15 protein-coding genes are annotated in these 18,740 nt (G+C 65.1%); 12 read left to right on the top strand and 3 right to left on the bottom strand.

Going from position 1 to position 18,740, the window contains the following annotated elements; translation table 11 throughout:
- Window positions 1-38 precede the first annotated feature (38 nt).
- Both ACZY1F_RS05735 and ACZY1F_RS05730 read left to right on the top strand, forming a co-directional pair.
- A complete protein-coding gene (locus ACZY1F_RS05735) occupies window positions 39-725 on the top strand; it encodes a class I SAM-dependent methyltransferase (RefSeq protein WP_463940758.1) in 687 nt (228 codons plus the stop codon).
- An 81-nt stretch (window positions 726-806) separates the two neighbouring features.
- The gene (locus tag ACZY1F_RS05730) at window positions 807-1,325 is read left to right on the top strand and encodes a gamma carbonic anhydrase family protein (protein ID WP_463940756.1); all 519 of its coding nucleotides are present in this window, start codon (window positions 807-809) and stop codon (window positions 1,323-1,325) included.
- A gap of 21 nt (window positions 1,326-1,346) precedes the next feature.
- Here the strand turns inward: ACZY1F_RS05730 and ACZY1F_RS05725 are convergent, their stop codons facing one another.
- A complete protein-coding gene (locus ACZY1F_RS05725; RefSeq protein ID WP_463940755.1) occupies window positions 1,347-3,041 on the bottom strand; it encodes a flavin monoamine oxidase family protein in 1,695 nt (564 codons plus the stop codon).
- Window positions 3,038-4,576 carry an amino acid permease gene (locus tag ACZY1F_RS05720; protein ID WP_463940754.1) on the bottom strand — a complete coding sequence of 513 codons (1,539 nt, stop codon included), beginning with the start codon at window positions 4,574-4,576 and terminating at the stop codon, window positions 3,038-3,040. The genes ACZY1F_RS05725 and ACZY1F_RS05720 overlap by 4 nt, the downstream gene beginning before the upstream one ends.
- 110 nt (window positions 4,577-4,686) lie before the next feature.
- On the opposite strand from ACZY1F_RS05720, the gene ACZY1F_RS05715 reads away from it, so the two are divergent.
- Window positions 4,687-6,423 (top strand): PucR family transcriptional regulator, encoded by a 1,737-nt coding sequence (locus ACZY1F_RS05715; RefSeq protein WP_463940752.1) that lies wholly within the window; start codon window positions 4,687-4,689, stop codon window positions 6,421-6,423.
- On the opposite strand, the gene ACZY1F_RS05710 is transcribed toward ACZY1F_RS05715, so the two are convergent.
- Window positions 6,402-7,196 (bottom strand): carbon-nitrogen hydrolase family protein, encoded by a 795-nt coding sequence (locus ACZY1F_RS05710; protein ID WP_463941129.1) that lies wholly within the window; start codon window positions 7,194-7,196, stop codon window positions 6,402-6,404. The two genes, ACZY1F_RS05715 and ACZY1F_RS05710, sit on opposite strands and share 22 nt — an antisense overlap.
- A gap of 204 nt (window positions 7,197-7,400) precedes the next feature.
- Here ACZY1F_RS05710 and ACZY1F_RS05705 point away from each other — a divergent pair, with 204 nt between their 5' ends.
- The 9 genes from ACZY1F_RS05705 to ACZY1F_RS05665 all read left to right on the top strand — a co-directional run bounded on the left by ACZY1F_RS05705 (window position 7,401) and on the right by ACZY1F_RS05665 (window position 18,664).
- Entirely contained in the window at window positions 7,401-8,591 is a 1,191-nt protein-coding gene (locus ACZY1F_RS05705; protein ID WP_463940751.1) for an ROK family transcriptional regulator, read from the top strand.
- Between the two features lie 130 nt (window positions 8,592-8,721).
- Window positions 8,722-10,278, top strand: coding sequence for a multiple monosaccharide ABC transporter ATP-binding protein (gene mmsA, locus ACZY1F_RS05700; protein WP_463940749.1), 1,557 nt, complete (start codon window positions 8,722-8,724; stop codon window positions 10,276-10,278).
- A 45-nt stretch (window positions 10,279-10,323) separates the two neighbouring features.
- Window positions 10,324-11,610 (top strand): multiple monosaccharide ABC transporter permease, encoded by a 1,287-nt coding sequence (gene mmsB, locus ACZY1F_RS05695; protein WP_463940748.1) that lies wholly within the window; start codon window positions 10,324-10,326, stop codon window positions 11,608-11,610.
- A gap of 49 nt (window positions 11,611-11,659) precedes the next feature.
- On the top strand, window positions 11,660-12,760 hold the full coding sequence (locus tag ACZY1F_RS05690; RefSeq protein ID WP_463940747.1) for a substrate-binding domain-containing protein: 1,101 nt from the start codon (window positions 11,660-11,662) through the stop codon (window positions 12,758-12,760).
- Window positions 12,761-13,011: 251 nt separating this feature from the next.
- Window positions 13,012-14,475 carry an ABC transporter permease gene (locus tag ACZY1F_RS05685; RefSeq protein ID WP_463940746.1) on the top strand — a complete coding sequence of 488 codons (1,464 nt, stop codon included), beginning with the start codon at window positions 13,012-13,014 and terminating at the stop codon, window positions 14,473-14,475.
- 2 nt (window positions 14,476-14,477) lie between these two features.
- The gene (locus ACZY1F_RS05680; RefSeq protein ID WP_463940745.1) at window positions 14,478-15,167 is read left to right on the top strand and encodes an ABC transporter ATP-binding protein; all 690 of its coding nucleotides are present in this window, start codon (window positions 14,478-14,480) and stop codon (window positions 15,165-15,167) included.
- A 35-nt stretch (window positions 15,168-15,202) separates the two neighbouring features.
- A complete protein-coding gene (locus ACZY1F_RS05675; protein ID WP_463940743.1) occupies window positions 15,203-16,273 on the top strand; it encodes a Gfo/Idh/MocA family protein in 1,071 nt (356 codons plus the stop codon).
- A gap of 192 nt (window positions 16,274-16,465) precedes the next feature.
- Window positions 16,466-17,377: a hypothetical protein gene (locus tag ACZY1F_RS05670; RefSeq protein ID WP_463940742.1), complete on the top strand. Its 912-nt coding sequence runs from the start codon at window positions 16,466-16,468 to the stop codon at window positions 17,375-17,377.
- A gap of 87 nt (window positions 17,378-17,464) precedes the next feature.
- Window positions 17,465-18,664: an LPXTG cell wall anchor domain-containing protein gene (locus ACZY1F_RS05665; protein WP_463940740.1), complete on the top strand. Its 1,200-nt coding sequence runs from the start codon at window positions 17,465-17,467 to the stop codon at window positions 18,662-18,664.
- The last annotated feature ends 76 nt before the right edge of the window (window positions 18,665-18,740 follow it).

Here is an 18,740-nt window from a genome sequence, read left to right as displayed (position 1 = left end):
TTACCTGGGGCGCTTCAACTACCGGACGGGGGACCAGCATGGACGCAGCATCTGAGGTTGGAATGGAGGAACCCGGCAGCGAGCAGCGCCTCGCCGAGTTCTACAACCACCGTGCCGCATCCGGCTGGGATCATCCCCTGTCTCCGCGGCGGGGGGAACAGCGCGAACGGTTCATCAGCCTGCTGAAGTCCGAAGGCCGCCACGACGTCCTGGAGGTCGGCTCCGGCACAGGCCTGGACGGGCTGAAGTTTGTCCAGGCCGGCATCCACTACACCGGCGTTGACCTCTCCGAGGGGCACGTCCGGCAGGCCCGGTCCAAAGGCCTGCCTGTCTCAGTCGCGAGCGCCCGGAGGCTGCCTTTCGCCGATGGCGCATTTCCCGCGGCCTGGTCCATGAGCACGCTGCTGCACATCCCCGCCGCTGATATCGACGGCGTCCTGCGCGAGCTGGTGCGCGTCACGGCACCCAACGCACCCATCGCCGTCGGCCTCTGGTCCGGTGACGACGAAGAAGTGCTGAACCCGGAGGACGACCTTGTACCTCGGCGGTTCTTCAGCCGGCGCAGCGACGAAACCGTGCGGCAGGTTTTCGGACGGCACGGCGTGATCGAGGATTTTGTTACCTGGCCGGAAGGCGCCGGCGAGGAATCCGGCCCGGGCGCCGGCAACTGGACGCAGCACTACCAGTTCCTGATCCTCCGCACCCCCGCCTCCCCAAGTAAGTAGCAGTAGATGCCGTTTTCGGGGCTCATAAGGACATCTACTGCTACTTACTTGGGCCAGGACCGGATGTCCTAGGCTTGGCCCATGGCTCCTCTTTACGATTTCGCCGGCGAATCACCGGCCGTTCATGCATCCACCTTCATCGCCCCGACGGCGTCGATCATCGGCAAGGCCACGCTCGCGGAGAACTCGAGCGCGTTCTACGGCGTCTCGGTTCGCGCTGACACCGCCGCGATCACGGTGGGTTCCGGCAGCAACCTGCAGGACAACGTGGTGCTGCACGCGGACCCGGGCTTCCCCTGCACCGTCGGGGCAGGGGTCAGCGTGGGGCATGCCGCCGTCGTCCACGGCTGCACCGTGGAGGACGACTGCCTGATCGGCATGGGCGCCACTGTCCTGAACGGCGCCGTGATCGGCACCGGCTCGCTCGTGGCGGCCGGCGCCGTCGTCTTGGAGGGCACGGTGGTGCCGCCCCGGTCACTCGTGGCGGGCGTCCCCGCGAAAGTGCGGCGGGAACTCACCGACGAGGAGTTCGACGGCGTGAAGCAGAACGCCGCCCGCTACGTCGAACTGGCCCGCGCGCACCGGGAACTGCACGGCTAGTCCCCACCCGCCCCCTAACCCTCAGTCCAGGCTGATGGGCCCGATGGCGTCCAGGAGGTCGCCCGGCCCTGCGTTGCCCGGCGCCGCCGAACCGCCCAGGTGGTTCACCACACCCCACACCGCATTCAGGCCCGTGGTCACGGCTCCTTCGGCCCAGCCTGCGGTGAAGGACACATCGTCACCGGCGAGGAAGATCCCGCGCTGGGATTCGGGCAGCTTGTCCTGCTTGAAGTGCGTGAACAGCCGCTGTTGGTACCGGTAGTGCCCCGGCAGGTTCGCCTTAAAGGCACCCATGAAGTTTGGATCGGCTTCCCAGGAAACGGTGATGGGCTGGCCCACGATGTGGCTGGCGATGTCCACGTTCGGGTAAATCTGCTCGAGGGAGTGCAGCATCAGCTCAACGCGTTCGTCGGCGTCCAGCGACAGCCATTTGAGCGCGTCATCGTTCCAGGTATAGGACAGCAGGATCACGGCAGGCTTGTCCGGGCCGTCATCGAGGAGGTACGTGGCCCTGTTGAGCCGGTCCGTCAAGGTCATGGACAGCACCTCGCGGCCGGTGTCCGGATCGATGTCCTTCCAGAACGGACGGTCCACCATCACAAACGTCTTGGACGACTGCATGTAGTGCGAGCGCTCAATGGCAGTCCACAGCTCGGCCGGGAACAGCGCCTCCTCGGTGTGGATGCGCGTTGACAGCAACCAGGACTGGCACGTGGTGACCACGGCAGGGTAGCTGGCCTCGCGGCCCCAGCGCTCCCTGATCCGGAGGTCGCCGTCGGCATCGCGGCTGATCTTGCCGACAGCCCCGCGGGGCGATCCGGAGTGGAGCGACGCCAGGGACGTTCCCTCCGGCCAGTGCGCCATGCCCGACGGCGCGTGCTGCCACAGTGCCTCGGGCAGCCGCTGTGCTCCCCCGCTGATGAGCCGGTGCTGGTCATCGGCGTCGGTGTAGACCACGCGAAGAATTTCCAGGATGGAGTTGGGGAAGTCGGTGTCCCAGCCGCCGGTACCGAAACCCACCTGGCCAAAGGCTTCACGGTGGGCAAAGCCGGCTTCCTTGAACGACTGGCTCCCGGCGATGAACCCATAGAAGGTCTGCTCGTCCATGAGCGGCAGCAGTTCGTTCCAGAGCTCCTTGATCCGGCCGGTGTCGCGGGCCCGGATGGCCTCCTGCATTTCGACGAACTTCGCGCCGTCGTTCACTGCCGCCTTCCAGGCATCGGCCACCTCGCGGAAGAACGGCGGCAGGTCCTGGGCGGTCTCTGCGTAGTACTTCTGGCCGGCCAGTTCGATCACGGTGCTTGACGTGACGGGTGCCAGCGGGTTGGGGAAATCCTGCGTGTCCAGCCCCAGCAGGTCCACGTAGTGGTAGAAGGCCCTGCCGGACACGGGGAACCGCATGCCGCCAAGATCGGCCACCACGCCGGGAGCGGACGGAAAACCGGCCGTCCGCAGGCGGCCGCCGATCTGGTCCGCTTCGTAGACGACAGGGCGCAGGCCCAGCTTCATCAGTTCGTACGCCGTGACGAGGCCCGAAAGCCCCGCCCCAACAACGGCCACTTCGGTGCCGTAAAGCTCCGGCGGAACCGAGCCGAGCCCTGCCGGGTGGGCCAGGTAGTGGTCGTAGCTGAACGGAAAATCGGGGTTCAGCATGGTGATGGGGCCAGCCTTGGTGCTGGCCGGGTCGGAAGCCGGGAGTTCGGTGGCGACGGTCATGAAAGCTCTGCCTTCGTTCGTTCGGTGTTGGACAGCGGTGAAGATTCTGGCCTGCTCAGCTCACGGTATTCCTCGTGGCTCAGCGCCGCCACCCTGGAGTTCCGGCGCCCGTAGCCGAAGTAGGCCGCCAGGCCCACCAGCATCCAGATTCCGAAGGTCACCCAGGTGTCGGCGCCCAGGTTGGCCATGAGGTAGGCGCACATCAGCGCGCCGAGGACCGGGGTCAGAGGGAAAAGCGGTACGCGGAACGTACGCTCCAGCTCCGGCCGGGTGCGGCGCAGGTAGATCACGGCCACGTTGACCAGGGCGAAGGCGAACAGGGTTCCGATGCTGGTGGCGTCGGCAAGGGCACCGAGCGGGACAAGCCCGGCGGTGAGGGCGACGGCGGTGCCTACCAGCAGCGTGCCGGCAGCTGGAGTGCCGGTCCGGCGGGAGACGCGGCCGAAGATCTTCGGGATGAGCCCGTCGCGGGACATGGAGAGCAGGATGCGGGTCTGGCCGTAGAGGACAGTCAGCACGATGCTGGCGATGGCGAGGACGGCGCCGACGGCGAAGACGAGGGCGATCCAGGGCTGGCCGGTGGTTTCCTCCAGGATCTTCACGAGGGCCGCTTCGGTACCGTCGAACCAGCCCCAGGGGCGGGCGCCGATGGCTGCGACGGCAACCAGGACGTAGATGGTGGTGACGATGACCATGGAGAGCAGGATGGCCCGGGGCAGGTCGCGCTTGGGGTTGCGGGCTTCTTCGCCGGCGGTGGAGGCGGCGTCGAAGCCGATGTAGGAGAAGAAGACCCGGGACGCGGCGGCGGAGACTCCGGCGGCTCCCATCGGCAGGAGCGGTTCGAAGTTGCCCGCGTTGAAGGCGGTGAAGGCAACGGCGCAGAAGAAGAGGAGGATACCCACCTTTATCACCACGATGGTCGTGTTGATCCAGGCGCTTTCTTTGGCTCCCCGGACCAGCAGGATGGTGGCCAGCACCACGATGACCATGGCCGGGATGTTGACCAGGCCGCCGTCGCCCGGGGGCTGGGACACAGCATCGGGCAGGACCTGACCGAACACGGCCAGGGCCTCGTTCACGTACTGGCCCGCGCCCACGGCAACGGCCGCTACGGAGACGGCATACTCGAGGACCAGGCACCAGCCGCAGATCCAGGCCATGCCTTCGCCCATCGTGGCGTAGGTGTAGGAATAGCTGGACCCGGAAACGGGGACCATGCCCGCCATTTCTGCATAAGAGACAGCCGAAAGCAGCGCGGCGAACCCGGCGATGGCGAACGAGATCCAGATGGCCGGGCCGGCGAGCGGAACGGATTCGCCGAGGATGACCAGGATCCCGGTCCCCAGGGTGGCGCCTACGCTGATCATGGTCAGCTGCAGGACTCCGAAGCTGCGGACCAATGTCGTCCCGCCCTGGCCGCTTTCCGCTTCGCTGACCATCTGTCCGATCGGCTTTCGGCGCAGCAGTTGCGCGCCCAGCCCGGGACGGCCGGCAGTCCGGCCCGTGGCAGGTCCGGAGAGTGTTGGCACAGTCATCGTTGACGTCCGTTCGTGAGTAGTTGTCGGTTTCCCTCATCCAGCCTAGAGGTGTGAGCCGTATCTCAGTACTGTGCAAAGTGACCTATAGTTTTCAATCATGAGACGTAATGCACCAACCGTGGCCAGCGCTGAACACATCGGTCAGGGGTTCCGCCGTGCAGCCTGATGCCGCGGAACACCTGGATGCCGTAACTCTGGGCCAGTTTCTGGCGGCACTCCCCCGGGACGTCGCCGTCCTGCATGATGCAGGCAACTTCGGCGCACCGCTGCGTTGGGTGGAGCCCAGCGAACTGGAGGATCCCACGCCCTACCTGCTGGACGGGGAGTTCGTCCTGACCGCGGGCCTGCCTTTCCTGGACGACGGCGGCACGAAGGAGAGGGCGGAAGCGTACGTCCGGCGGCTGGTCGGCGCCGGCGTCGCCGCCCTGGGGTTTGGCCTGGAGCCCTATTTCGACGCCGTCCCGGACCACGTGCTCTGGGCCTGCCGGAAACATCAGCTCACGCTGGTCCAGATTCCCCACAGTGTCCCCTTCGCCGCCATTGGCCTGGAATTCTCCCAGCTCCTGGAATCCGGCAACGCCCGCGTCTTCCGTCAGCTGGCAGACACCAACCGGCAACTGATGCGGGCGGTGCTGTCGGCCAGGCCCGAGCACGAGCTCCTGTCCGCCCTGGCGCAGCGCGTTCCGGTCTGGGCCCAGCTTTTCGGGGCGGACGGCCGGGTGCGGGCCCGGGCGGCAACCGCCGGGACCGGCGGGACCAGCGGGACCGGCGGGACCAGCGGGACCGGCGGGACCAGCGGGACCGGCGGGACCAGCCCTGCGACCGCCGTCGAACCGTCCGCCCTGCAGCCCATGCTGAAGCGGCTGCTGGCCGGCAACGGCCCGCGGGTGGAAACGGACTCATTGCCCGCGAACGGGTCAGCCCTGGTGTTCGGCCACCCGCTCCGGAGCACCAAGGACGCCACCCTCGGGGCACTCATCCTGGGCACGGACAGGGCGCTGACCCCGGCCCAGAACAGTGTGGTGTCGTCGGTAGTGGGGCTGCTGGAACTGCTGGTCCGCCAGCGCACCAGCGGCTCGCTCGCCCCCAGCCAGCTGGCAACGGCACTCCTGCTGCATCCGGAGAGCCTGGCCTCCGGCTCAACCCGGCAGCTGAATGTCCTTAGGGACCTCCTGGCCCAAAGCGTTTCCGGAACCCGATCCGGTGCCCTGCGGGTGGTTCAGGGAGTCCGCGCGGATGCTGCGCCGACCGCGTCGGCGGATGGCCCGGTCAGGGAGTTGCTGCAGTGGCGCAGGCTTTTCGACACGAAGATGGTGGAACTGACGGACTACGGGTTTGCCGCCGTCACGCGGTTCAAAGTGGACGACACGCTGTTGAATGAGGTGGAAGCACTGGGCTGGCGCCTGGTGGTGGGCGTCCCCACCGAAATGGCCGGCCTCCCGGCCGCTTACCAGCGCGCGGCGTCGCTGCGATCCCGCGTCCAGGCAAGCGGAGAAAGCGTGCGGGTGGATGAGGTCACGTGGTCGGTCGCAGGCCTGTTGGGGCGCAGCGCCGGCACCATGCTTGCCGCCCGGCTGCTGGAACCGGTCCTGGCGCAGGAGCCTGACCGCCGGAGCTCCCAGCTGCTTGTCCTGAAGTCATGGCTGGCTGAAAACGGCAACTGGGATGCCACAGCCAAATTGCTGGGCCTGCACCGGAACAGCGTGCGGCGCCAGATCAATGCACTGGCCGAGCTGCTGGCCATGGACCTTGGCTCCGCCCAGGTGCGGGCTGAACTGTGGATTGCCCTTCAGTACGTGGACGGCGTGGAGGGCGGGGTGCCTCAGATACCCCAGGACCGGTAGAGGTCGGGGCGGCGTTCACGGAGATAGGGCACCACGTCACGGGCTTTTCGGGCGGCGTCCGGTTCCACCTCGGCGTACAGGATTTGGGTTCCGGGACCCGCCGCGGCCAGCAGTGAACCGTCCGGTCCGGCGATGACGCTGCCGCCGAGGAACTCGCAGCCGTCCTCGGTTCCGGAGTGGTTGGCATAGGCGATGGTCAGCTGGCTCTCCAGCGCGCGGGCCCGGAGCAGCACCTGGGGGACGGTTTCGAAGCCGTGCGCCAGCGCGGTCGGCACCAGGAGGAGCTCTGCGCCGCCCAGCGCCGCGGCCCGGACCGTTTCGGGGAATTCCACGTCGTAGCAGATCACCATGGACGTCCGGAAACCGTTGAAGTCGACGACGGCGGGACCCGCCTCTGCGGGGCTGAACGCCGCGCGTTCGTCATCACCAAAGAGGTGCACCTTCGCGTAGTTGAGAAGCTCGGCCCCACTGGCGTCCACCAGCGTGGACGTGATGTGCCAACTGCCTCCGTCGCCAACCGACGGAAGGCTATACACCAAGGCGATCCCGTGACGACGCGCGATGCCACGCAACGTCTCCCGGATGGCGGGAAGCTTGGCAGAGTCCAGCTCCGCACGGAGCCGTAAAGGCGCGTAGCCCACGGGAAACAGCTCCGGGGTCACCAGAACCGATGCGCCCTTCCCGCGGGCCGCCCGGGCAGCCGCATCCAGGGCGGCGCAGTTTGCATCCACGTCGAGTACGCGGGCGTTCGCCTGCATCAGGGCCAGCAGCACCGTTTCCACCTCACATGATTGGGACGGCCACAGGAAGTCTGCGTCCGCTTTTCCAGCCTAACCATGGGCGCTGAAGGGTTCCGGGGCCAATTGCACCGGCCAAAGCCACAGGCGGACGGATCATCCCGTCATTTTGTCTCAATCGGCAGGCCTATTGCGTTAACTTCTTGACTACAAGAGTCAAAGTAGGGCAATCTTCTTTTCATGTCCGCCACACCGCGCCCGACGAGGAGCAAGCCAAAGAATCCTGGATCCCAGTCAGCCCTCCGGCAACTGAACCAGCAACGGATCATCGAGACCCTCATGAGCGGGCCGTCCACCCAGGCCGAGCTTGCACGCCAGACCGGTCTGTCGACTGCAACGGTGTCCAACATCGTCAAAATCATGCAGGATGCGGGCCTGGCGTCGACGGAACCGATCACCAGTTCCGGCCGCCGGGCGCTCAATGTGCGGCTCAACAGCAACGGCGCGGTGGCAGTGGGAATCGACTTCGGCCGGCGGCATCTCCGTGTGGTTCTGGCATCCCTGAGCTATCACGTGATCGCCGAGGAATCCGTCCTGCTGCCGCTTGGCCACCAGGCCGAGGAAGGCATCCGGGCAGCCGTCGGACTGCTGGAAAAACTGCTGCAGCAAAGCGGCGTGGACCGGACCCTGGTGGTGGGCGCCGGCGTCGGAATTCCCGGCCCCATCGACCGCCGCACCGGCACCGTAGCGCAGGGCGCCATCCTCCCCGAATGGGTGGGCATCAACATCCTCCAGCATCTGGAGGAAAAGCTTAATATCCCCGTGTTCGTTGACAACGACGCCAATCTTGGAGCCTGGTCCGAGGTCACGTGGGGACCGCATACCGGAGTCAGTAACCTGATGTTCCTCAAGATCGGGTCGGGCATCGGCGCCGGCCTGATCCTCAACGGCGCGCCCTACTACGGCACGGTGGGCATTACCGGAGAAATCGGCCACGCCACCATCCATGAGCACGGACTCGTGTGCCGGTGCGGCAACCGCGGCTGCCTGGAAACCATTGCCTCCACCACCACCATGATGGAGCTGCTGGGCCGAGGAGAAGACCCGCCTCTGACACCTGCCGACATCGTGCGCAAAGCCCTGGAGCGCGACTCCGCAACGCTCAGGGTGGTGGACGATGCTGGCCTGGCAGTCGGACGTGCCCTGGGCAACGTGGCAAACCTGATCAACCCTGAAGTCATCGTGGTGGGCGGTCCCCTCGCGGGCCTGGGCGACCTGCTGCTTGATCCCATTCGGCGGGGCCTTATCCGGCATGCAGTGCCGGTGATCGGCGAGACCACTACGCTGACGATGTCCTCACTCGGGGACCGCGCGGAGGCCCTGGGAGCAGCCGCCCTGGTGTTCCAGCACGCCGGGATCCGGCGCTCGTAGACCAATTCGTTATCCGGCAATTGCGTTAAAGACTTGACGACAACCGGTGTGATCAAGTTTACTTTTTCATCAGACGACCCGGCGTTTGCTGGGCGGACAACGAAGTCATGCATTGGAGGCGTAAGGGCAAATGACGTCCTACACCACGCACACTGACCCGGTCATCCTGGAGATGCGCTCCATCACCAAGGAGTTTCCCGGCGTCAAGGCCTTGTCGGAAGTGAGCCTTAGGGTCAAGGCCGGCGAGATCCACGCGATCTGCGGCGAAAACGGCGCCGGCAAGTCCACACTGATGAAGGTGCTCTCCGGCGTTTACCCGTTCGGCAGCTACGAGGGCGACATCGTGTACCAGACCGAGGTCCAGCAGTTCAAGGACATCCGGGCGAGCGAGGCGGCCGGCATCGTGATCATCCACCAGGAACTGGCCTTGATCCCGGAGCTCTCCATCATGGAGAACATCTTCCTGGGCAACGAACCGACCAAGCGGGGCGTCATCAACTGGGCGGAGGCGCGCCTCCGGTCTACCGAACTGCTGGCCCGGGTGGGACTCAGGGAAAACCCGGACACCCCCATCAAGGAGATTGGCGTCGGCAAGCAGCAGCTGGTGGAAATCGCCAAGGCGCTGAACAAGTCGGTCAAGATCCTCATCCTGGACGAGCCAACCGCAGCGCTGAACGAATCCGATTCCCAGCACCTCCTGGACCTGATGCTGGGCCTCAAGGGCAAAGGCATCACGTCGATCATCATTTCCCACAAGCTCAACGAGATCGAACAGATCGCCGATTCCATCACCATCATCCGGGACGGCAAGGCGATCGAAACCCTCGATGTCAAGGCCGACGGCGTCGACGAGGACCGCATCATCAAGGGCATGGTGGGCCGGGCCCTGGAGTCCCGTTTCCCCGACCACACCCCCAAGATCGGCGACGTGTTCTTCGAGGTGAAGGACTGGACCGTGGGACACCCCGCCATCCAGGACCGCCTGGTCTGCAAGGGTTCGAATTTCCATGTCCGCCGCGGCGAGATTGTCGGGTTCGCCGGGCTGATGGGCGCCGGACGCACCGAGCTGGCGCGGTCGGTGTTTGGCCGGTCCTACGGCCGGTTCATCAACGGGCGCATCTACAAGGACGGCAAAGAAGTCACGCTCAAGTCAGTCCGCCAGGCCATCGATGCCGGCCTGGGGTACGTCACCGAGGACCGGAAGTCGCTGGGACTGAACCTCCTCGATGACATCAAGACCACCACTGTCTCGGCCAACCTGAAGAAGATCAGCCACAACAGCGTGGTGGACACCAATGCGGAATTCACTGTGGCCGAGCAGTACCGGAAGTCGCTGCGTACCAAAACACCGTCCGTCGAGGAAGGCGTGGCCAAGCTCTCCGGCGGAAACCAGCAAAAGGTGGTCCTGGCGAAGTGGATGTTCACGGACCCGGACCTGCTGATCCTGGACGAGCCCACCCGCGGCATCGACGTCGGGGCCAAGTACGAGATCTACGGCATCATCCAGGAGCTCGCCAACCAGGGCAAGGGCGTCATCGTGATCTCTTCGGAACTGCCCGAACTGCTGGGCCTCTCGGACCGGATCTACACCATCTTCGAAGGCGCCATCACCGGTGTCCTGAACAAAGAGGAAGCGAGCCAGGAAAGCCTGATGAAACTTATGACCTCCGCCCGCAAAGCCGCCTGACCCTCTGGAATTCTCCAGATCCTTCCAGATACGAGGACTGAAACAATGAACGCGCTTAAGAAGCTTTTTGGCGGCAACACCCGCCAATTCGGGATGATCTTCGCCCTGGTCGCGCTGATCGTCTTCTTCCAGATCACCACTGAGGGCCGCACGCTCACCCCGGGCAACGTCATCAACCTCTTCAACGGAAACTCCTATATCCTGATCCTGGCCATCGGCATGGTGTTGGTCATTATCGCCGGCCACATCGACCTCTCCGTCGGTTCGGTCGCCGCATTTGTCGGTGTCACGGTCGCCCTTGCCATCCGGGACTGGGGCATCCCCTGGTACGCGGGCGTGCTTCTCGGCCTGCTGCTCGGGGCGCTGATCGGAGCCTGGCAAGGGCTATGGACGGCGTATGTGGGCATCCCCGCGTTCATCGTCACACTGGCAGGCATGCTGCTGTTCCGCGGCTTTAACCAGTTTGTGGGCAAGTCCAACACCATCCCGGTGCCCAATGACTTCCAGTTCCTCGGCTCCGGCTACCTCCCGGAGGTGGGACCGAGAACCGGCTACAACAACCTGACGCTTCTGATCGGCCTCGCTGCCGTCGCCTTCGTGATCGTCAGTGAAATCCGCAGCCGACGCACCGCGAAGGCCCTGGGCGCCGAAGTGCCGGAGACCTGGGTGGTTGTCCTCAAGCTCGTCCTGGTCTGCGCCGCGATCCTGTACGCAACGTACCTCTTCGCCACCGGCCGTCCGGGCACCTCCTTCCCCATCCCCGGCCTGATCCTCGCCGTCCTGGTCATCATCTACGGGTTTGTTTCCGCCAAGACGGTGGTGGGCCGCCACATTTACGCCGTGGGTGGCAACCGCCACGCGGCCGAACTCTCCGGCGTCCAGTCCAAGAAGGTCAACTTCCTGGTCATGATGAACATGTCCATCCTTGCCGGCCTCGCCGGCATGATCTTCGTGGGACGCTCCACGGCTTCAGGCCCGTTCGACGGCGTGGGCTGGGAACTGGACGCCATCGCGGCTGTGTTCATCGGCGGCGCCGCTGTGACTGGCGGTGTGGGCACCGTGATCGGGTCCATCATCGGAGGCCTGGTCATGGCAGTCCTGAACAACGGCCTGCAGCTCCTGGGCGTTGGTGCGGACCTCACCCAGATCATCAAGGGCCTGGTCCTGCTCATCGCCGTCGCGTTCGACGTCTACAACAAGACCCAGGGTAAGAAGTCCATCATCGGCATGATGACCAAGAACTTCAGCCGCAACTCCGGCACCGGCCCGTCGAACCCCCTCCAGCCCGACGAGACCACTTCCACCAAGGAAGCCATCTCCAGGGAAGCCTGACCGTCAACACCTTTGCAACTCACACCACATCAAAGAAAGAGAAACAACAATGCGAATGATTGGTAAAGCAGGAAAGGCTGCAGCTGTTGCTGCTATTGCGGCACTGGCGCTGACAGCCTGCGGCCGCTCCGACACCGGCACCACCGGCGGGTCCAGCGAGGGCGCCGGCGGCTTCGAACAAAGCTCGTCCATCGGCGTCGCACTTCCCCAGAAGACCAGTGAAAACTGGGTCCTGGCGGAGAAACTGTTCAACGACGGGCTCTCCAGCGCCGGCTTCAAGGCGGATGTACAGTTCGCCAACGGCGGCGTCTCAGAGCAGCAGAACCAGATCAGCGCCATGATCACCAAGGGCGCCAAGGTCATCATCGTTGGTGCCATCGACGGCGCGCAGCTGGGAACGCAGCTGAAGCAGGCCAAGGACTCCGGCGCGACGATCATCGCCTATGACCGCCTCCTGCTGAACACCGCGAACGTGGACTACTACGTGGCCTACGACAACTTCAAGGTCGGTGTCCTCCAGGGCCAGGCCCTGCTCGACGGGATGAAGGCCAAGAAGGCATCCGGACCGTACAACATCGAGTTGTTCGCCGGGTCCCCCGACGACGCCAACGCCAAGGTCTTCTTCGACGGCGCCATGAGCGTCCTGAAGCCGAAAATCGACGACGGGACACTCAAGGTTCTTTCCGGCCAGGTTTCCTTCGAACAGGCTGTTACCCAGGGCTGGAAGGCTGAGAATGCCCAGCGCCGTGCAGACACGCTGCTCACCGGCAGCTACGGCACGGCTTCCCTGGACGGCGTCCTGTCCCCGAACGACACCCTGGCCCGCGCTGTCCTGACGTCAGTCAAGGCTGCCGGCAAGCCGCTCCCGATCATCACCGGCCAGGACTCCGAAGTTGAGTCCGTGAAGTCCATCCTTGCCGGCGAGCAGTACTCCACCATCAACAAGGACACCCGCAAGCTCGTTGAGCACGCGATCGTTATGGTCAAGGACCTCCAGGCGGGCAAGAAGCCTGAAGTCAACGATGACAAGTCCTACAACAACACGGTGAAGACCGTACCCGCCTTCCTGCTGCCGCCGGTCATCGTGACCGCCGCCAACGTGAAGACGGCCTACGCGGACGATCCGGTACTGGGCCCGCTGACCAAATAACGCGGACTAAGCACGCGGTCCAAGCAACGCGGTCCACCGGTTTACAAAGAATGCCCCGGCTCCCCACAGGGAGCCGGGGCATTCCGCGTCCCAACGCTCTCTCACTTAATGCAGGCTTTTAGCCAACGCTCTCTCACGTCCCGCGGCGTTTCACAGCACAAACACAGCTTCGGCCGTCGTCCTGCACAGGCCCGGACGCGAGGGTAGGAGCAGATGCCGGCCTTCCGCCGGCCCCAGATCCTAGGAGTACAGTGAGCGTCCTTGCCCGGAGTGTTGGCAATGCCTTCAGAAACAAGGTCCGAACAGCTGCGGTGGTGGCAGTCCTGGCCGTCGCAATCGGACTTGCCCTGGCCATGCTGGTGGCCAACCAGGCCGTCGGAGCCAAAGTCCAGGAGCTGAACGCGTCCGTCGGGACCGTCCTGACCGTCAACCCGGCCGGCGGCCAAGGCTTTGAAGGCGGCGGCGAACCCCTGACTGCCGAGCAGGCCGCCACCGCTGCGGCCGTCCCCAACGTCAGTTCCGTCGTCGGAACCAGCGCACTCAGGCTGCGGAACGCTGCCGAAGCCGCCGCGCAGACGGCGGCCGGCACCCAGGCTGGCCCCGGCGGCGGCCAGGGCGGTCCCGGCGGACAGAATGCCACTACGTTAACCACCAGCCTCACGGCGGCTATCGATGCGGGCACCCTCGGTGGCCGGAACCAGGCCGCGAATGGCACCACCTCAACCACCACCGCGCAGCCCGTGCGCTCGCTTCCCATCACCGCAACCGGAATCGGCGGCGAGGTGGACAGCACCGGCAAGGCACTGACCATCACCGAAGGCACCGGACTGGGCGACTACATGGCTGAGTCAGACAGTGCCCTCCTGGGAACTACGCTGGCAGAGAAGAACAACCTGGCCATCGGTTCCACGTTCACCATCAAGGACCAGACGTTCACGGTGAGCGGTCTCTTCGATTCAGGTACCACGTTCGGCAATAACGCCCTGTACCTGACCCTGCCCACGGCGCAGACCGTCGCTGCACTGCCGGGCGAGCTCTCATCGATGATCGTCACCGTGGACAGCATGGAAAACCTCCAAACCGCCAAGACCGCGCTCGAGTCCGCCCTCGGCACGGACAAGGCCGACGTCACCCAGGGCCAGAACCTGGAGTCCGCCGTCAGCTCCCTCGGCAGCGTCAAGAACATCTCGTTCATCGCCTTCGTCGCAGCCCTGGGCACGGCCGGTCTGATCATCCTGCTGATCATGGTCATGCTGGTCCGCGAACGCCGCCGGGAAATCGGTGTCCTGAAGGCGATCGGAGCCCCCAACCGCACCATCGGCCTGCAGTTCGTGCTGGAGGCGCTGGTACTGGTAGCCATGGGCAGCGCGGTGGGCGCCGCCGTCGCGTCCTTTGCCAGCGGAGGCATCGCTTCCGCACTGATCAGCACTAACACCACCACGACGGCGGCCACCACCACCGGTCGCGGGGCCGCTGTGGCCGGGGGTGCTGGCTTCCCGGGCGGCGGTACGGGCTTCCCCGGCGGAGCTGGCCTTCCCCCCGGGAGCCCCTTCGGCGGCGCTTCCCAGCTGCTGACATCGGTCACCGCCAGCGCCTCCCCCGGCGTCATCGCCGCCGGAATCGCAGCGGTGTTCGGCGTGGCCATCATCGGCGCGCTGGTCCCTGCACTGCTCACGGCACGCATCCGTCCCATCGAAGTCCTGCGAGGAGAATAGCCATGATTGAAGTCAAGAACCTGGTCCGCACTTTCAACTCCGGTGACCGCACCATCAAGCCGGTCAACGACGTCAGTTTTGTTCTGGAGCAGGGCACTACGGCGTCCATCGTCGGCAAGAGCGGCAGCGGCAAGAGCACACTGTTGTCCCTCCTGGGTGCGCTGGACAAACCCACCAGCGGCGACGTCGTCGTCAACGGCGTGAGCCTGGCCGGGATGCCGGACGGCAAGCTGACCGAGTACCGACGCCGGGACATCGGGTTCGTTTTCCAGCAGTTCAACCTGATCCCCAACCTTTCGGCGATGGACAACGTCATGCTGCCCATGGAGTTCGCTGGCGTGCGCAGGGCTGAGCGCCGGCGGCGGGCGATGGACCTGCTGGAACAGGTGCAGCTGGACCCGGAGAAACAGGTGCGGCGCGTCAACCGGCTGTCTGGCGGCGAGCAGCAGCGTGTGGCGATCGCCCGGGCGCTGGCCAACGAACCCAAACTGATCCTTGCGGACGAGCCCACCGGCAACCTGGACGAACAGACCGGCGACCACATCATCGAACTGCTCAGCTCGCTCAGCCGTGACCACAACACCACCATCCTCGTGGTCACCCACGACAAGGCGCTGGCCAACAAGACGGACCGCCGCTTCAGGCTCCAGCAGGGCAGGCTGACGGAAGAACCGGCGCGCGTCCGGGTCTGACGACCGAAGTAGTACTGGATGAGAGGATGGTCACCATGAGTGCGCCCATTGCCACACCGTGGCTGTCCAGTCAGTCCGACCAGGATCCCCGGTCCGCCACGGGAAAACGCCTGCGGTGGGGCCTCATAGCCACCGGCGGGATCGCACGGTCGGTCTCGCAGGACCTGGCCCTGCTTTCTGACGCCGAGCTCTACGCCGTCAGTTCCCGCTCACAGGGCACAGCGGAGAGTTTCGCTACGGACTACGGTTTCGCCAAGGCATACGGGGACGACGACGGCGTGCCCGGCTACCAGCGGCTGCTCACCGATGAGTCGGTGGACGTCGTCTATGTCGCCACGCCGCATGCCCAGCACCACGAGATTGTGCTCGCTGCGCTCAATGCGGGCAAGCACGTCCTGTGCGAAAAGGCGTTCACCATCAATGCCAGGGAAGCGAGCGAGCTCGTCGATCTTGCCCGTGAACGGAAGCTCTTCCTCATGGAGGCCGTGTGGTCCCGCTTCCTCCCGGGCATGCAGCGGGCGTTCGAGATCGCCGCGTCCGGGGAGCTCGGGGACGTGCACTGGGTGACCGCTGACCTGGGCTTTCCCGCGCCGTATTCCCCGACGTCCAGGCTGTGGGCCCGGCAGGATGGTGGCGGCGCCCTCCTGGACATCTCCGTTTACCCGCTGCTGTGGGCAGTAGGAACGCTGGGGTTCCCGCAAACGGTTAGTGCCACGGGCTTCATCAATGACGACGGCGTTGACGCGCAGAACGCACTGACCCTCGGCTACCACCATGGCGCCCAGGCCCAGCTGACGTCCTCGCTCCTGGCCTACGGTCCCCGGACGGCCACCGTGGCGGGCAGCCTGGGTTATCTCCAGAGTGTTGGTTCCATTAACAACCCGCGGGAGCTGGTGATCGGCATCGGCCGGGAAGGGCTACGCACCGAGACGTTCGACGTCGTCGGCCTCGGCTACACCTACGAACTGCGCGAGGTGACCCGTTGCATCCAACAAGGTCTGACCGAGAGCCCTGTCATGCCGCTGGAGGATTCCATCAAAACCATGCGGCTCTTTGACGGAGTACGCGGGCAACTGGGCGTCAGCTACCCGAACGATGCCCACTGAATTGCCGGATTCTTCCCGTTTCGGGACCATGACTTTTTGTAAACGAGATTGACACTTGCCATTCGGTTATCGATGGGTGAGTGACAAATTAGTAAGTATGCTGGATTTATTTTCCATTTCACTAGACTTGCTCCACGCAGGAGTCTTACGCTGATGAAATCGTAGGTCTCAACGGTACTGGGGGTGGTACGCATGGCTAAAGTTCGATCGCCGTGGCGTGCGCTCCGGCCGCTGCTCCTCGCAGGTGCGGTAACCGCTACCTGGCTGACACTTTCCGCGTACGCCGCAACGGCAGACACTTCGAGGGATTCCGGGTCCCTTCAGGGCGGCGTGAATTCATCGGTTTCGTCCCTGACCGCGCCGTTGACCGGTGCCGTCTCTCCCATTCTTGAGGCCGCTTCGCCGGCTCCTTCACCCACCGGACTCCTCCAGCCCGTAGTGGGCAACGTGGCGGGCACAGCGGATCAGCTGATCGCCGCGGTCCCTGTGGTGAAGAGCGTGGTTCCGGCGGGCACCGTCACGTCCGTGGCTGTCCCGATTGCCGCAGTGGTGGATACCGCTGCAGATGACCTGGTTGAGACAGTCACCCCGCCCCTCACCGACGCTGCACCGGTTCTTGAGCCTGTCCTGAAGCCCGTAGTGGACCTGGTAGATGCGACCGTTCCGTCCACACCAGTCACGCTGCCCGGGGTGCTGCCGCTTGAAGAGATTGCCGTTGCCGGCGATATCTCGGCGGTCACGCACGCCCCCGCTGCAGCAGGGCACGTCACAACGGATACCGTCACGAACTCCCCCGGCACTGCCGCCAACTTGCATGCCGTCACGGGAACGTTGTCGCTGCCGGTTCCCGCCGGTACAGAAATGCAAGCAGTCCCGGCAGAAAGCCCTTGGACCACCGATCCTTCCACGCCCGCGGCTCCGGCCCCGGCAGGACCTGTTTCGGGCGCAGGGAGCGGCGCCTCGCCCTCCGGCGCCTCAGGCTCTGCCGCCTTGTTGGACGAGATCGTTTTCAACGTGCCGCTCCTGGGGGCCTTCCCCGTCAGCGGATCACCTGATCATGCCCCGTCACCGGTGTCGTTCGACCCCGGTTCCTCACCTGACTAGTTGAGCCCTCCTGCCCTTCTTCATGGGCAGAACACGGCCTCCAGGCGCTGACCGGCGCCCCAAATCAACTTCTCAGGAGAAAACATCATGAATTGCAACCTTCGCAGGGGGCTGCTCAGCACCCTCTTTGCCGGCGGGCTACTCGCCTTCGGCGCCACCGCAGCCAGCGCCGCGGACACAACGAACGGACCGGACCTTTCCGCATCCGCCCTGGTCTCAGCCGCGGCATCCGTTGACACGACGTCGTTGGGTCTGCTGGGTGGCCCAACGCAGCCGGATACTGCGGATGTCGCTGCTGTAGTCGACGTCAATCTTGGCCTCGGCGACGGACTTCTCGGCGACACCAACGGCAACGGCACCGGCAACACCACCGCCGACGTCGCCGCAGTGGTCGACGTCAACCTCGGGGACAACCCCCTCGGCAACACCAACAGCAACGGCACCGGCAACACCACCGCCGACGTCACCGCAGTGGTCGACGTCAACCTCGGGGACAACCTCCTCGGCAACACCAACAGCACCGGCACCGGCACCGCCGACGTCGCCGCAGTGGTCGACGTCAACCTCGGGGACAACCCCCTCGGCAACACCAACAGCAACGACACCGGCAACACCACCGCCGACGTCGCCGCAGTGGTCGACGTCAACCTCGGGGACAACCTCCTCGGCAACACCAACAGCAACACCACCTCCGACGTCGCCGCAGTGGTCGACGTCAACCTCGGGGACAACCTCCTCGGCGGCACCAACGGCAACGGCACCACTGCCGTCGTCGTAGCCGACATTGACCTGGGCCTCGGCCTCGGTGATGGCGTCCTCGGCGGCACCGACGGCGTCCTTGATGACGTGAATGTTGATCTTGATGCATGCGTCGTCATCGGCGGCGGCACCGACGGCTGTGGAACCCCGGGTACTGAAACGCCGGGTACTGAAACCCCCGGTACCGGAACCCCGGGCACTGAAACGCCAGGTACGGAAACGCCCGGCACTGACACGACGGATCCGGGAACTGGCACAACAGGGAACACGGACACCACGGACCCGGGAACGGGAACTGACGGCACCACGGGATCTGGCACGACCGGCATCACTGTTCTTCCCGCCGGCACCACCACCGGTTCGGTGTCTTCAGCGATGAACACCAAGGGCAGCACCACAGGCAACACCTCGGGCCAGGGCGGCACCGCCACACTGGCCAAGACGGGCATGGATGCGTCATTGCTTCCGCTCGCCCTGATCCTGCTGCTTGCCGGGCTGCTGATGCTCAAGCGTCGCCGGAAGGCCTAAGTGGACGCCGCCCTCAACGGGCGGCGACAACTAAAAACGCATACGCACCGGCTCGGCCGTTGGCGGCATAGCCAGC

This window comes from Pseudarthrobacter xylosi (assembly GCF_055412765.1).
This window is presented reverse-complemented; position numbering and strand designations above follow the sequence as displayed.